Source organism: Halobellus salinus (assembly GCF_014646875.1).
GTDB lineage: Archaea > Halobacteriota > Halobacteria > Halobacteriales > Haloferacaceae > Haloquadratum > Haloquadratum salinum.
Genome location: NZ_BMOC01000025.1, coordinates 1 through 14,618, shown reverse-complemented (window position 1 = coordinate 14,618; position 14,618 = coordinate 1). Strand labels below are relative to the sequence as shown.

15 protein-coding genes are annotated in these 14,618 nt (G+C 65.1%); 6 read left to right on the top strand and 9 right to left on the bottom strand.

Annotated elements, in window-relative coordinates; all coding sequences use genetic code 11:
- The first annotated feature begins 84 nt into the window (after window positions 1-84).
- Together IEX72_RS13925 and IEX72_RS13920 are read left to right on the top strand one after the other, a co-directional pair.
- A complete protein-coding gene (locus tag IEX72_RS13925) occupies window positions 85-534 on the top strand; it encodes an acyl-CoA thioesterase (RefSeq protein ID WP_229663851.1) in 450 nt (149 codons plus the stop codon).
- A gap of 101 nt (window positions 535-635) precedes the next feature.
- Entirely contained in the window at window positions 636-797 is a 162-nt protein-coding gene (locus IEX72_RS13920) for a DUF7838 family putative zinc beta-ribbon protein (protein ID WP_188788391.1), read from the top strand.
- A gap of 207 nt (window positions 798-1,004) precedes the next feature.
- Here the strand turns inward: IEX72_RS13920 and gcvPB are convergent, their stop codons facing one another.
- The 8 genes from gcvPB to IEX72_RS13880 all read right to left on the bottom strand — a co-directional run bounded on the left by gcvPB (window position 1,005) and on the right by IEX72_RS13880 (window position 9,638).
- The gene (gene gcvPB / locus IEX72_RS13915) at window positions 1,005-2,423 is read right to left on the bottom strand and encodes an aminomethyl-transferring glycine dehydrogenase subunit GcvPB (protein WP_188788388.1); all 1,419 of its coding nucleotides are present in this window, start codon (window positions 2,421-2,423) and stop codon (window positions 1,005-1,007) included.
- Entirely contained in the window at window positions 2,424-3,770 is a 1,347-nt protein-coding gene (gcvPA, locus tag IEX72_RS13910; RefSeq protein ID WP_188788386.1) for an aminomethyl-transferring glycine dehydrogenase subunit GcvPA, read from the bottom strand. It abuts the gene before it with no gap.
- A gap of 81 nt (window positions 3,771-3,851) precedes the next feature.
- A complete protein-coding gene (gene gcvH / locus IEX72_RS13905) occupies window positions 3,852-4,232 on the bottom strand; it encodes a glycine cleavage system protein GcvH (RefSeq protein ID WP_188788384.1) in 381 nt (126 codons plus the stop codon).
- Window positions 4,233-4,261: 29 nt separating this feature from the next.
- Complete coding sequence (gene gcvT, locus IEX72_RS13900) at window positions 4,262-5,353, bottom strand: glycine cleavage system aminomethyltransferase GcvT (protein ID WP_188788382.1); 1,092 nt, start codon at window positions 5,351-5,353, stop codon at window positions 4,262-4,264.
- 165 nt (window positions 5,354-5,518) lie between these two features.
- Entirely contained in the window at window positions 5,519-6,862 is a 1,344-nt protein-coding gene (locus IEX72_RS13895) for an MFS transporter (RefSeq protein WP_188788380.1), read from the bottom strand.
- A gap of 90 nt (window positions 6,863-6,952) precedes the next feature.
- Window positions 6,953-7,699 (bottom strand): bacteriorhodopsin, encoded by a 747-nt coding sequence (locus tag IEX72_RS13890; RefSeq protein WP_188788378.1) that lies wholly within the window; start codon window positions 7,697-7,699, stop codon window positions 6,953-6,955.
- Window positions 7,696-9,231, bottom strand: a complete 1,536-nt coding sequence (locus tag IEX72_RS13885; protein ID WP_188788377.1) for a methyl-accepting chemotaxis protein — start codon at window positions 9,229-9,231, stop codon at window positions 7,696-7,698. The genes IEX72_RS13890 and IEX72_RS13885 overlap by 4 nt, the downstream gene beginning before the upstream one ends.
- A 125-nt stretch (window positions 9,232-9,356) precedes the next feature.
- The gene (locus tag IEX72_RS13880; RefSeq protein WP_188788374.1) at window positions 9,357-9,638 is read right to left on the bottom strand and encodes a hypothetical protein; all 282 of its coding nucleotides are present in this window, start codon (window positions 9,636-9,638) and stop codon (window positions 9,357-9,359) included.
- Between the two features lie 169 nt (window positions 9,639-9,807).
- Between IEX72_RS13880 and IEX72_RS13875 the strand changes: the two genes are divergently transcribed.
- The 3 genes from IEX72_RS13875 to IEX72_RS13865 all read left to right on the top strand — a co-directional run bounded on the left by IEX72_RS13875 (window position 9,808) and on the right by IEX72_RS13865 (window position 11,928).
- Window positions 9,808-10,305 (top strand): NYN domain-containing protein, encoded by a 498-nt coding sequence (locus IEX72_RS13875; protein WP_188788372.1) that lies wholly within the window; start codon window positions 9,808-9,810, stop codon window positions 10,303-10,305.
- Between the two features lie 72 nt (window positions 10,306-10,377).
- A complete protein-coding gene (locus tag IEX72_RS13870) occupies window positions 10,378-11,226 on the top strand; it encodes a TatD family hydrolase (protein WP_188788371.1) in 849 nt (282 codons plus the stop codon).
- A 105-nt stretch (window positions 11,227-11,331) separates the two neighbouring features.
- Entirely contained in the window at window positions 11,332-11,928 is a 597-nt protein-coding gene (locus tag IEX72_RS13865; protein WP_188788369.1) for a DUF2150 family protein, read from the top strand.
- A 128-nt stretch (window positions 11,929-12,056) separates the two neighbouring features.
- Here IEX72_RS13865 and IEX72_RS13860 read toward each other — a convergent pair whose 3' ends face one another.
- The gene (locus tag IEX72_RS13860) at window positions 12,057-13,373 is read right to left on the bottom strand and encodes a PKD domain-containing protein (protein WP_188788367.1); all 1,317 of its coding nucleotides are present in this window, start codon (window positions 13,371-13,373) and stop codon (window positions 12,057-12,059) included.
- A 165-nt stretch (window positions 13,374-13,538) separates the two neighbouring features.
- Here IEX72_RS13860 and IEX72_RS13855 point away from each other — a divergent pair, with 165 nt between their 5' ends.
- Window positions 13,539-14,396 (top strand): hypothetical protein, encoded by an 858-nt coding sequence (locus IEX72_RS13855; RefSeq protein WP_188788365.1) that lies wholly within the window; start codon window positions 13,539-13,541, stop codon window positions 14,394-14,396.
- Window positions 14,397-14,618: the final 222 nt, after the last annotated feature.

Below are 14,618 nucleotides of genomic sequence, written 5' to 3'. Positions count from 1 at the left end.
ACGCCGACGTCTGTGTCGGCCGAGTTTCGTGGTCCGGGTCGGGAGTGCGACAGATGGATTACGCCACTGGCGAAACCCCAGGGTGTGATCCGCCTCGAGAAGACACACATCGAAAACCGTGTGCTGGTACAGCCCAACGACACCAACCACCGCAACATCGCCCACGGCGGCAACGTGGCGAAGTGGATGGACGAAGTCGGCGCGATGTCGGCGATGCGCTTTGCGGGCCGAACCTGCGTCACCGCACGGATGGAGAGCGTCGACTTCCTTCGACCGATCCCCCGCGGCAACACCGCACTGGTGGAGTCGTACGTCTACGACGCCGGAACGACGAGCATCGACGTCTTTCTCCGGGTGTTCAGCGAAGATCCGATGTCCGGCGACCGGGAACTCACCACCAAGTCCCGGTTTGTCTACGTCGCTCTCGACGAGGACGGGAACCCCACCTCGGTCCCCGACCTGGATACGTCCTCCGAGCGGGCCACGGAACTCCAGGCGGCGGCCGGGCGACCGGAAGCCGAAACCGACGGGTGAGGCGAGGTGGGGATTCGGGATTCCTCGTTTCTATCGCGGTTATCAGTTTATCGACCGTCCGAACCAGTATCTTCAAATCGGGCCGAAACGAAGCCGCAGACATGAGCCTTGAACGCGAGTACGATTGCCCGGTGTGTGAGGGGACCACCTTCTGGCGGACGGCGTCGATGGAGATCCAACTCGGCGAAAAGACGAAGTGGCGGTGTGAGGAGTGCGGCTACGGCTTCATCGAAATCGACGGCATCAGTACGGCGAAAGCGTAGCCGCGCGGTCCGTCCGTTACACGACCGTTTCGTCTCCCGATTTCCGTCGACCGAAGTCGGCGGCATCGAGCTGGATCCCGGAGCGTCGACGGCGTACACGTCCGTGGTGGCCGTTCACGAGCCCTCCGAGGACGTCGCCCGAACGGCCGAACAACTGGTCGAAAACGCCAAGTAGGGGGAATCGCCGGACGGGGCTGCAGTCGCCCGCTACTGCTCGTCCAGTGCGTGCCAGGAGAGCCGCGGGTTCCGCGCGGCGGTGGCCTGGTCGATCCGCTGGGCGGTGGTCTTCGACGGCGCGTTCGCGAGCTCCTCCTCGGAGTCCGAAATCGCACCGTTGAACGCCGCTGCGAGGTCGTCAAGCGACGTCTTGTCCTCGGCCTCTGTCGGCTCGGTGAGCATCGCCTCGGGAACGAACTCCGGCCACTTCGTCGTCGGCGGGTGGACCCCGTAGTCGAGCATCCGCTTGGCCACGTCGGCGGCGTCGCGGTCGCCCGCAGTCGCCGCGAACTCGTGGTGGAACGGGCCGTACGGGATGTCGTACTCCATCTGTTCGGCCAGGTAGTTCGCGTTCAGGACCGCCTTCGCGGAGGCGTCTTCCAGCCCGGAGTCGCCGAGTCGGGCGATGTACGCGTACGCCTTCACCAGGACGAGCCAGTTGCCCTGGTAGCCGTGGACCTTCCCGATGCTTCGCTCGGGGTCGTACAGTTCGTACTGCCCGTCCTGTTCTCTGACGCGGGGCCGCGGGAGGAACTCCGCGAGTTCCTCGCGGACGCCGACCGGGCCGGCACCGGGGCCGCCGCCGCCGTGGGGCGTCGCGAACGTCTTATGGACGTTGTAATGCATCACGTCGAAACCCATGTCGCCCGGGCGGGCCCGGCCGAGCAGGGCGTTGAGGTTCGCGCCGTCGTAGTAGAGCAACCCGCCCGCGTCGTGAACCATCTCGGAGATTTCGACGATGTCGCGCTCGAACAACCCGACGGTGTTTGGGTTGGTGAGCATCAGCGCCGCGGTCTCCTCGGAGACGGCGGCTTCAAGCGCGTCGAGGTCGACCCGGCCGTCCTCGCCGGAGGGGAGTTCCACGACGTCGTACCCCGCCATCGCGGCGCTCGCGAAGTTGGTCCCGTGCGCGGAGGCGGGGACGATGACCTCCGAGCGGTCGTCGTTTCGTGACTCGTGGTACGCCTTCGCGACGTGGATCCCGGTGAACTCGCCGGCAGCGCCCGCGGGGGGCTGAAGCGTCACCGCGTCCATCCCGCCGATCCGCGCGAGGTAGTCCTGCAGTCCCGCCAGGAGTTCCAGCGTCCCCTGGATGGTCTCCTCGGAGCGTTCGGGGTGGACAGCGGCGTTCGGGTCGGCCGCGACATCCTCGGTGAACGAGGGGTTGTATTTCATCGTACACGACCCCAGCGGGTAGGGCCCGGTCTCGACGCTCCAGTTCATCTGCGACAGCCGGGTGTAATGCCGGGACAGTTCGGGCTCCGAACTCGTCGGAAGCTCCAACTCCTCGCGGGTCAGACCGTCGGGGAGCGGCGACTCCTCGCTGACGTCGACGGTCTTCGTGCCGGTCTCCGAGAGTAGCGGTTCATACCGATCGTCATCGCCGTAGCGTGCCTGATCGTGGTTCATTTACACCGCCTCCTCGAACGCGTCAACAAGTTCGTCCGTCCGCGACGCGTTCACGTCGGTGACACACACCTGTAGCAGGTGGTCGTCGAGGACGTGAACCGCGCACCCGCCCGCTTCGATGTCCTCCGCGATCGCCGGCGCAGGCTGGTCGGTCCGGACGGCGAACTCCCGGAAGTGGTGTCGGTCGTGGACGGGTGCTTTGACACCCCGGATGCCGTTCAACTCGGTTGCGAGCGATGCTGCCTCCTGAACACACTGGTTTCCGAGGTCGACAAGGCCGTCGGGCCCCAGCCACGCGAGGTGCATCGCGGTCCGGAGCGCGACCCACGCCTGATTCGTGCAGATGTTGGAGGTCGCGCGCTCCTTGCGGATGTGCTGTTCGCGGGTCTGGAGCGTCAGGGTGTACGTCCGCCTGTCCGACGCGTCCTCGCTGGCACCCACGAGCCGCCCGGGGACCTGTCGGAGGAACTCCTCACGGGTGGCCAACAACCCGAGCCCCATTCCGTAGGCGGTCGGCACCCCTAAGGCGTCGGCCTCGCCGACCACGACGTCGGCGCCCACGCTCTCGGGCTCTTCCAGGAGACCGAGCGCGGCCGTGTCGGTGCCGAGACAGAACAGCGCGCCCGCCTCGTCGGTGATCTCCCCGACGTCGCCGAGATGCTCCTCGATCGTCCCGCGGACGGTCGGATTTTCGACGTAAACCAGGGCGGTCTCGTTGTCTGCGAGCGCCGAGAGCGCGTCGACGTCGACGTTGCCGTCGTCCATCGGGTAGGTGGCAACCGCCAAGTCGGTCCCGTCAACGTAGTTGTCGAGGACGGCGCGTTTGTTCTCGTGAAGGAGTTCGGGAACGAGCACGCGCGTACCCGAGACCGACCGCACACGACCGGCGAGCCGGGCGGCCTCGCCGAGCCCTGACGCGGCGTCGTACATCGAGCAGTTCGCGACGGGAAGCCCGGTGAGTTCCGCAATGAGCGACTGGTACTCGAACAGCGCCTGGAGGAACCCTTGTGCGATCTCGGGTTGGTACTGGGTGTAGGAGGTCAGAAACTCCGCGCGCTGTGACAGGTCGTCGACCACGCTCGGAACGTAGTGGGTGTGGTGATCCCGTCCCAAGAACTCGGTGAGGTCGTCGTTGCGCGCGAAGGTTTCTGAGAGCTCCGAGCGGAGCTCGCGCTCGCTCCGCTTTTCGATCCCGAGGTCGCCGTCGAACTGGACCGCCTCAGGCACGTCGAACAGATCGGCCTCGCTGTCGACGCCGACAGCGTCGAGCATCGCTGCGGTCTCCGCCGGGGTGTGCGGCGCGTACGGGGTGCCGTCGACGTGTTCGTGCCGGCCAGCGTCGGTCATTCCGGTCCCCCGTTCGGTACGGTTCTGGTGGTGAGTGTCCGGATCATTCGCTATCGGCTGACGTAAGGGACTGCATACACTTCACTCCGTCTGCTCGCTGTACTCGTCAGCGGTGAGAAGCTCCGCCAACTCGGCGTCGTCAACGTCTTCGAGCTTCAGCATCCACCCCTCGTCGTACGGAGATTCGTTTACGAGCTCCGGCTGGTCGAACAGCGCGTCGTTAACCGCGCTCACGACGCCGGATACCGGCACATAGAGGTCCGATACCGCTTTGATCGACTCGATAACACCGAACTCCTCGCCCTGTGACATCTCATCACCCGCTTCCGGGAGTTCGACGAAGACGATGTCGCCCAGTTCGTCCTGTGCGAAATCGGAGATGCCGACGGTCACGGGTTCGCCGTCGGTGGTCGCGTACTCGTGTGATTCCTGATACTTTCGGTCGTCAGGTGTCTCGAACATCTATCGTACTCTCTCTACTGTGTGGCCATTTATTTATGCCGGATGAACGGGGTCGATACCACCTCGGCCCGCTTGCCGGTGCCCCGAACCACGACTTCGATGTCGGTGCCGGGTTCCGACAGCGACACCGGGACGTATCCCAGCGCGATCGGTTCGCCGAGGGTGGGGCTCATAGTCCCGCTGGTGACGTGGCCCACGACATCACCGTCAACGGTAATATCGTGGCCGTGGCGGGCGATTCCGCGCTCTCTGAGTTCGATGCCGACGAAGGCGTCTTCGGGGCCCGTCTCGGCCGCCTCGGCGAGGGCGCCGCGGCCGACGAACTCCGTGTCGAGGTCGACAGCCCACCCAATTCCGGCCTCGTATGGCGTCCGTGGCTCCTCGTCGGGGTCGAAGTCCTGTCCCGACAGCAGGAAGCCCATCTCGGTCCGGAGGGTGTCGCGCGACCCCAACCCGCAGGGGTCACACCCCTCGAACGCTGTCCAGACCGTCTCGGCGTCGTCGGTGGCACAGAGGATCTCGACGCCGTCCTCGCCGGTGTATCCGGTTCGTGCGACCCACGACTCGACGCCGTCGACCTCGCTCGCGACGATCTCGTTCCGGGCCGGTGCAGCCGTGTCGACGGTCGTCGCGTTGTCGACGGCCGCAAGCGCGTCGGGACCCTGCACTGCCACCATCGCCCACAGGTCGGTCTCGTTTTCGACTTCGGCGTCAAGCCCCCACTCGTCACGGTGGTCGACCCACCGGTCGAACGTCGCCTCGTCGTGGCCCGCGTTCGGGACGAACAGGTAGCGCGGCGCCTCCAGCGCCGGGAGCCGGTAGACGATCGTGTCGTCGAGAACGATCCCCGCCTCGTCGGTGATGGCGGCGTACTGCGCGTCGCCGGGGTCGAGTGCCGCGATGTCGGCGGTGACCAGCCGCTGCATCAGTTCGGTCGCGTCGGGGCCGCTCACCACGACCTCGCCCATGTGTGAGACGTCAAAGATCCCCGCGGACTCCCGGACGGCCTCGTGTTCGGTCCGAATCGAGTCGAACTCGACGGGCATCTCCCACCCACCGAAGTCGGTGAACGTCGCCCGGTCGGCGTGCAGGTCGTAGAGCGGCGGTTTCCGAAGTGCCATACCGGGGCATCGATACGAGGTGAGAAAGGCTTTGATATGTCCCGCCCGGACGGCATAAACCGCTGCTTGCGATACGAAATACGAGGCACACGAAGTACGCTAACGAATCGCCGGTATCGCTCGGGTGGATCGACGGTGACTGGCAATCGACGACGAGAATCCGGATCAGGCGTACGCCTCAAACTCCCGGCCGAACAGCAGGAAGTAGCCCGTGCCGACCACACCGATGGCGGCGGCGAGTGTGAACGCGACCGTCGGACTCACGAACTCCCAGAGCACCCCGCCGACGGCGGCGCTGGGAATCACCACCGTGTTTCGGAGGAGGTAGTAGGTCCCGGTGACCCGGCCACCGGCGCCCCGGTTCGCAGGCCCGACGATCAGTGCCTTGTGCGAGGGGAGGCCCGCGAACCGCAGCCCCGAGAACGCGAAGACCGCGACCATCGCCGCCGCCGTGTCCGGTGCGTTGATCAGGACGACCGGGAAGAGCGCGTACACCGCAAACCCGACCGCGACGACCGGCTTCAGCCCCACACGTTCGGCCGCTTTCGCCGCCGGCGCCATCACGAGGAGTGCGACCAGCATCTCCACTCCGAGCAGGTAGCCGAAAAAGGCCGCCGGCGCGAGGTCGACGCCATACGAGAGACCCGCGACCGAGACGGTGGTCTCGAAGCCCACCGCGTAGATCCGGGTGACCACGAGGACAAAGAACACGTAGACCATTCCGTTGGCGAACCGGACAAGGGTATCGCCGACGAGAAGCGGCCGCAGCGGGTCGGGCATCTCCCGGATGTCGCTGCGGACCGCCGCCACCCCCGCAAAGGAGTCGCCGATCGAGTCCGCGCTCGCGTCGTAGAGCACATGCTGGGCAACGGTGCCGACGATGCCGAACGCGACCGCGACACCCAGAACGTACCGGAAACTCGTCGTGAACGCCGGATGCAGGCCGATCAGGACCGCCGCCAGCACCGGGCCGACGAGGAACGCGGTCCGACGGAACGTCTCGGTGCTCGCGAACCCCGCTGCCAGCCGGGACGGGTCGGTGGCTTGTTTGACCACCGCGAACGTCGCTCCCAGCCCGAAGGACTTCCACGCCTGTGCGAGCAGCACCCCCACGAAGATCCAGATCCACGGGCGGACGGTGACGCCCGCGAGTGCGACACCCCCGAGGTCGGGAGCGAACGCCCAGATCAGGAACCCGAGCGTCGAGATCACCCCGAACAGCGTCAACGCGTTGCGGGACCCGATCCGGTCGGAGATCGCGCCGCCGGGGTACGGATAGATGGCCGAGATGACGTTGCCCGCGGTCCCGAACAGCCCCACGACGACCCCGCTCGCCCCGAGCGCGACGAGATACTCCGGGAGGAACCGGTTCGTCATCTGGAACCCGAGGCTGAACGCGAACATCGCGAGCGACAGCACCAGTACGTCGCGTTCGAGCGCGAAGAAGCGCCGGAACGTACCGACCGGACCACCAGTCTCACGGTCGGCCGCGGGATCTGCCTGAGTCATCGAGTCAGGTAGTGGTTCGCGCGCGACCGGAATATAAACGTGGGTAGAAGGGTGACAGACGACGGCACGCCCCTTCTCCGTAGCGGCCGTTCAGTCGTCCGCTGTCGAGGCGCCGCCGGGACCCGCAGGCGTCGGCTGGGCACCCGAACCCATCGTCGATTCGGCGGCGTCGCGGTCAAAGCAGTACCGACGGTTCCACACGAAGTAGATGTACGGCACCTTCGCGACCACGTCGAGGTAGATGATGATGAGAGTGATACCCGCGGCAGAAACGTACCCGAGACCGGGTGCGCCGACGAGCCACACCAGCGGGTATGCCACCCAGAGCAAGCCGATGTGGTTCTGGAGGAGTTTGAACAGCCCGCGCCGCTTGGAAAAATTCCGCGCGTAGGTCGGAAGCACGCGGTAGAGAACGTAAAAAAGCGACAGGTGAAAGCCTCCCGAGATCGCGAAAAACGCCCACTTCGTGGGGCCGGTGGTGACAGTCGCGACCGCGCCGGCGGCGATCATCCCCGCATCGGCCGCCATCACGCCCGCGATCCACCGGCGCGGCGCGCCCGCAACGTAGCCGACGTAGCCGACGAGAAGCGGGGTCGTCACCAGCCAGTCGACGTACCGCGGCAGCACGATCGTTTCGGAGCCGACCGTGAGGACACCGACGTCCAACGCCATCACGATGTACATCAGCCCTGCGAACCCGGGAATGGCGAGCAGGTACGCAAACTTCCCGCGGTCGGTGTCGGCGTCGTCGACGGTCGCAAGTCGTGCTGCGAGCGCGACCCCGACGGCGAACCCCAGCACTGCGAGCGCGTACGCGGCGGTGATGTGGGTGCTCATCGGCGGTCACCCCCGTCGGTGGCGGCAGCGCTCTGCACCTGTTCGGCGGCCCCGGTGTCGAGCGTTCCGACGCTGAAGATCTTCAACTGTGCCGCGAGCTCGCCGGCGTTCCGGTCGAACGTCCCGAGCGTCGCGGTGATGTCGCCGACCGCGTCCTGCTGCTCGCCGATCCGGTCGGTGATGTCGCCCGCGGCCGCCTCGGTCTCGCGGCTCCCCTCGGCCGCCTCGTTCACCGCCGCGGCGGTCGTCTGCAGGGTCTCGGCTTGGTCTGCGGTCGCGTCCCGGATCTCCACGATGCCGCTGTCGATCTCTGCGACCGAGTCGGCGATGTCCTCGATGTCCGCAAGCGCTGACTCAACGGTGTCGGTCCCAGTTTCGATCCGCGTTCTCGTGGTTCGGACCGATTCCGCGGCGTCGCCGGTGGCGTCGCGGACCTCCTCGATCATCGACCCGATTTCGTCCGCGCGGGTCTGGGTCTTCCCCGCGAGCTGTTTGACCTCGTCGGCCACCACCGCAAATCCGTTGCCCGAGGAGCCGCCGTCGCCCGCACGCGCGGCCTCGATCGAGGCGTTCAGCGCGAGCATGTTCGTCTGCTCGGCGATGTCCCCGATGATATCGACGATTTCGGTGATCTCGTCGGTGCTGTCGGCCAGGGCCTCGATCTGCTCGACCGCGTCGTCGACGTCGGTCTGGATCCGCTCCATCTCGTCGATCGCGCCGCTGGCGGCCGTGCGGGCGTCGGCGCTCGTTTCGGTCACGTCGTCGCTGCGTTCGGCCAGATCGTCGACCGTGGCGGCGACCTCTTCGGCGGTCGCCGACAGGGTGTCGACGTCCTGCGTGACGGTCTCGATCCGAGCCCGCTGGGACTGCGCGCGCTCGGTGATGTCCTCGGCGGTGTCGACCGCGCCCTCGACCGCGTTCTCGACGGCCGTCCCGCGGGTCTGCATCTCCTCGACATCATTGCGGATGTTGGTCGCGAAGACGTCGACGTCCGCTATGGCGTCCCGGAGCTGCTCCATTGTGGTGTTGAACTCGCGGCCGATGGTCGACATCGACTCGTACTCGGTGTCGACGTCGATCCGCTGTGTGAGGTCGCCCTCGGCGGCGCGCTGCATCGTATCCGCGTACTGCTCGGCGATGCGTTGGTAGTCGTCGGCCATACGTGTCGCCTTGTCGCCGGTACGTTCGGCCTCTTGCCGTGCGTCCTCGATCTCCGTTATCCGCTCGGACAACGAGACCCGCATCTCGTCGACGGCGTCGTAGATCCGACCCAGTTCGTCAGTCCGCTGGGTGTGGATGTCGCGGTCGAGGTCGCCATCGGCGATCCGTTGAGCCTCGCGTTCGATCTCTTGGGCGGCCGACAGCGTCGCAGTCCCCGTGATAGAACCCAGTGCCAGCAGCCCCGACACTGTCGCGACCACCGTCGCGGCGACGCTGCCAGTGAGAAGACCAACTGACGCGACAAACGCACCGGTCGTGGTGTATCCGAGCGCGAGTTTCGTTCCGTAGCGGCTCCGTATGGGCTCCCGCATACCGTTCAATGCGGGCATACCCGGTATAACTCCTGCCCGCTCGTTATCGGCGATGATATCTGGGGGTCGAAACGACCCGCGGGGAACCGAAACCGCCCCCGGGACGGACCGGAGCAGGGGCCCAGCTAGTTGCTCGGAGTGCGGTCGTCGGTCGCCGGTTCCACCGGCCGCGGCGCCGCGGCGTCGGCGCGCCAGACGTTCGCCCTGTCCCCGACCCGAGAGAGGGAGAGTCGGGTTGACTCCCCGGCCGAGAGCGACGACACCACGCTGTGTGTTGACTCGTCGGCGTACGCAACCAGGTGGTAGGTCGCGTGTGTCGCGTCCGAGCGGACCGTCACCGCGTTGTGTGCGTTCATCGACTCAACCACAGTGAACATATCTGGTCCAGAGCTCGATTCTGCACTCATTTCGTTTGGTGCTTGTATGTTTTCCTTTATAAATCTAGTCTAATACGTGTATAAGGTGTATGTATCCGAAGTGCTCAATCCCCGCAAGCGGCCACGGCACGCAGCGCACGCAGTCCGAACCGCCGGTCGACACCGTCGGGGTTATGCCGACGCCCGCGGAAGCCGGAGTATGGACCTCCTGGAGCGGCTCTTCGGGCCCGACACCGATACCCGCGAGGACCTTCGGGTGGGGCTGTTCGTTGACGGGCCGAACGTGCTCCGAGATGAGTTCGACGTCGACCTCGACGACGTGCGCGCAGCGGCCGAACGCGCCGGGCGGGTGACGGCGATGCGGCTGTACCTCAACGAGCACGCGACCCCGGGGTTGATCCAGGCGGCGGAGGCCCGCGGGTTCGAGGTGGTCGTCACGAGCGGCGACGTGGATGTCCGCCTGGCCGTCGACCTGACCGAGTTCGCGATCGAGGGCCGCGGCGACGTCGTCGCGGTCGCCTCCCGCGATACGGATTTCAAACCCGCAATCGAGACCGCGAACGCCCACGGGTGTCGGACGTTCGCGATCGCCCCCGGCGCGTTCGGTCGGTCGGACGCCCTCCGGAACGCGGCCACCCGGAAGGTCACGCTGGGGGAGGACGACGAGGGCCCGACGCTGGTGGGGTACGACTCCTGAACCGGAGGCAGGACGCGCCGGCGACCGTGTGAAAACGGGCGGATTTTCACCGCTCCGGTTCCACCACGGAGTATGGACGAACTCGACACGCCGGTGGTCGACAACCACCTCCACCTCGATCCCGACAACGGCCGCGGGCTCGACGCGGTCGAAGACTTCGCCCGACTGGGAGGCACTCACCTCCTGGTCGTGAACAAACCCTCGTGGCACCTCGGCGACATCCCCAAGTCGCCGTCTGAGTTCGAGCACGTCTTCGCAACCACGATCGACGTCGTCGACGCCGCGACCGAGGTCCTGCCCGGGCGGGCGTGGCCCGTCCTCGGCGTCCACCCCGGGTTGGTCTCCCGGCTGGTCGACGACCGTGGACTGGCGCCCGAGGCCGCGCGGGATCTGATGTGTGCGGGACTGGACCGCGCCGCCGAGTTCGTCCGGAACGGCGACGCGCTCGCGCTGAAGTCCGGGCGCCCCCACTACGAGGTCACCGACGCGGTGTGGGAGGCGTCCAACGACGTGATGCGCCACGCGTTCGCGTTGGGCGCCGAGGTGGATTGCGCTGTCCAGCTTCACACCGAAGCCACCGACGACCTGACCGAGGTGGCGGCGTGGGCCGAAGACCGGGGAGTGCCGGCCCACAAGGTGGTGAAACATTACGCCGGCGGCAGGCTCGCCGGGCCGACGCCGAGTGTGATGAGCGACAAGGACCGGCTGGAAGCCGCCGCGGAGTCGGGCGAGCCGTTCCTGATGGAGACCGATTTCGTGGACGAACCCGACCGGCCGGGTGCGGTGTTGGGCCCGAAGACCGTCCCGCGCCGGGTGCGGTGGCTGCTGGATTCGGGCCACGACGCGGCCGTCGAGCGGGCGCATGTGGAGACGCCAGCGCGCGTGTACGGCATCGACACCCGTAGCGCGCTGTCGGGGTAGGGCGGTTCGACTCGTTCGGTGCGCACACCTGGATTCCGGAAGTCCGGCCCGAACACCCGATGTTCGACAGGAAAGGCATTTGAAGCCCGACCGAAATGGTGGAGTATGGCTGACGCCGAGGAAACCTACTACACTGAAGACCGCTGGCAGAACTGGCTCGCCCGCGTTGAGACAGAGGAGATCGATCCCGAAAACGAGGACTCGGCGCGCCTGCTTTTGAACCTCCAGGACGACGCCGCCATCGCAGTCGCGAAGATCATCTCGGCGTTCGAGGAGGGCCGGCTCGAAGCCGAGGAAGCCGTCGAGGAACTCGACCGCGTCCGTTCGATCGTCCTGTCGGAACCCGACCTCTCGATCGAGAACGACACCGCCCGCGAGGACAAGGCGATCCTCGTTGACGGCGTCCAGACGAGTCTTGTCTGCGTGTTCTACGCCGCCGAGGAGTACATCGCCGCCGGCCCCGCCGAGGAGGCCCCGATCGCGGAGTACGTCGAGGCCGCCGCCGCCGCGGAGGCCGACGACGACATGGACGCCGCCCTCGGATACCTGGTCCAGGCGGGCACCCGGATCATCGCGGGCGACGACCTGGACATGTCCGTGGTCGAAGAGATCGAGTACGGGCTGGTTTCGGAGTGGGTCAACGGACTGGATAGCCTCCAGAGCGCGATGAGCGACCCCGAAGTGGTCGAAGAAGAGGACTGAATCCGGGGTCACAGACGGATGCGGACATCGTGTCGGCTCGAAGTAGCGGAAAGCCGCTGTCTCTGGCTAACTGTGTCCCAAGATCCGACAAAGGCGGTTTCCCATAGGGCGTCACCGCAACCGATTTTTCACGACGAGACAGACCCCTGGTTCGTCGACCCGTTCACCGCAATGTTGTTCGGGTCGTAGAACAGCGTCCCATCGACACTCAGTTGATCGACATACAGCGTTGCGCTCGGCGTGGTTAGGTTCGCGGCGTAGCTTCCACCGCTCAGGTCCGCCGATTCGAGGTAGATGTCGCCGTTGGAGTTGAGTTCTATCGGTCCGTTATTGGCTTCTATGAACGTTCTGTTGGCGAGGATCCGGCCGTTCGTACTCGTGATTGTAATCCCGTCGTTGGTGTTGGAGTCCAGAGTGACATCGTTGATTCTGATATCGCCTTCAGCAGTCAGACTGATCCTGTCACCGTTGGCCCTGAAGTCGGTTCCGGCGGTGATCGTCCTCGCTGTAATGTTGACTGGGTCACCGGTTGCCCTGAGCTCGCCGACCTCGGGGTAGATTGCCAGGTCGGCATCCGGGTCGTTGTACCCTGCTTCCAGCTGCTCCTTAGTGACGATGTCTTCGCCCTCGTCGTAGACACCGTTCCTGTTCGTGTCGATGAATCCGTCTCCATCGCCTTTCCCATCCTCGTTGGGCGGGGTCGCGTTGTCGATGTCCACGACCGTGATCACGAACGTTTCGGTGTCGGTGTTGCCGTCGTCGTCCGTGACGGTCAATTCGACCGTGACGTTCTGATTGCCGGTCACGTTGGTGGGGGCTTGGTACTCCGCAGTCGGCGTGGCGGTGTCGTCTTCGACGATCATCCCGGGACCCCTGGTGATCATCCATTCGTAGCTGACGATCGATCCGTCGGGGTCCGTACTCCCGCTGCCGTCGAGCGTGATGCTGAATACCTCCGCAACCTGGCTGAGCGCCGCAATTTGAGCGGTCACTCCAGTGGATCCGCCGGTCGGTGGTGTGGAAACCGTCGACAGATTTGTCGACCGGACCGCCCGGTACAGCCGTTCGTTGGTCCCCGACGAGTAGAGGAAGACATCGACGTAGCCGGTGAAACCGTGAGACACGGTTACACTATCGCCAGTATCGAACGTGCCGTCACCCAGATCCGATTCAGCCAGGTCGCTCAGCGTGTATCGATCCCGCCCCGTATCCCCACGTAGGAGAAGCGTGAGGTTGCTGGCGTGAAACGACGGGCCGCCGGCGTGGGTGAGCGTCAACTCGGAGGGAGTCAGTTCGGGGTTGATGTTGAGGTACGACCGTTCGGTCCCGGCCTGGATCGCGCTTGTCTGTGTGAGCAGCCCGAGTCCGATGGTCGTGACCAAGATGATGACTAACGCGAGGAGCAGAATCACTCCGAGTGTCTCCGTCGCTGCACGGTCATCCATCTGTGTAGTCCATCGGGGCAGTCGCCCTCCAGTATATAGACAGTACCGGCTGGAACGATAGAATGGTTATTCTGCTATAATAAGGTATAAAACATATTCGACGGTACTGATGAACTCACGGTGCCACCAAACAGTAATATACGCCCTCAATCGAACAGTACGGGTATGGATATCCTGGGGGATGATCGCGGTCAGTCGGTCCAGATCGGATTCATACTGATCTTCGGCATCCTGGTCATCACCCTCTCCATCTTCCAAGGGGCTATCGTTCCCAATCAGAACCGGACGGTCGAGTTCAATCATTACCAAGAGGTCCGGGACGATATGACCGTGCTGTACACCGAGATCGTCTCGCTCGGCTCCTCGTCGAGGAACGGGCAGGTATTGACGCCGGTCACGCTCGGGACCCGCCACCCCGCGCGGTTGATGTTCATCAATCCGCCGCCTGCGATCGGAACGCTGCAGTCGAGCGGCCAAAAGAATATAACCATCGAAACTAACACTGGCGGGAATTCGATCGCCGCCGCCGACATCTGCGGCGGGGCGACGAGCACGGGGCTCGTCTACTCCCCTGAGTACCAGGAGTCGACGCTGCCGCAGATCCGTTATGACAACGGGCTCTTGTACGTCGAAACCGCCGGCGGTGAGTACGCGATGCTGGAGAACCGGGTCGTCGTGAACGAATCCGCCCAACAGGTCAACATCTACCGGACCACCGGACAGCTCGAAGCAAAAAGCGAGGTCGGCGTGCTGCCGATCGAACTGACTGGAACCGATATGTACGGCGAAGATACGAGCGTCCAGCTTGACGGCACCAGCGAAGTCGTCCTCCCAAGCAATCTCCCTGCTTCGGAGTGGAACGACGCGACTGCGCTCCGTGGGAGTGTGACTGCGACACAGAATTCGAGCAATACAGTAGCGTTAACCGGGTTCAGTGACCGGGACTACACCATCCGCTGTTACACGACGGGCCTCGGGGAGCGTCCCGACCCGCCATCCAACCAGTTCAGGGAGACGTTTTAGCTGTACCGAGGCGCTAAGCCCCCTTCCTCACCGAGCCCCGACCGAATGGGAGGCGCGAGCAGGCAGGGGATACAGCACCGCACGGTTCTCATACACTCTACGGTTGCAGGCCCACAGCCCCACGCAATCGTAACGGTTTTTCAGTAGGGTAGTGTCGTATTGAACAAACCCAATGGAATATGACCTCGACTCGGGAGCGCACTCGACGTATTCCCTGCACTA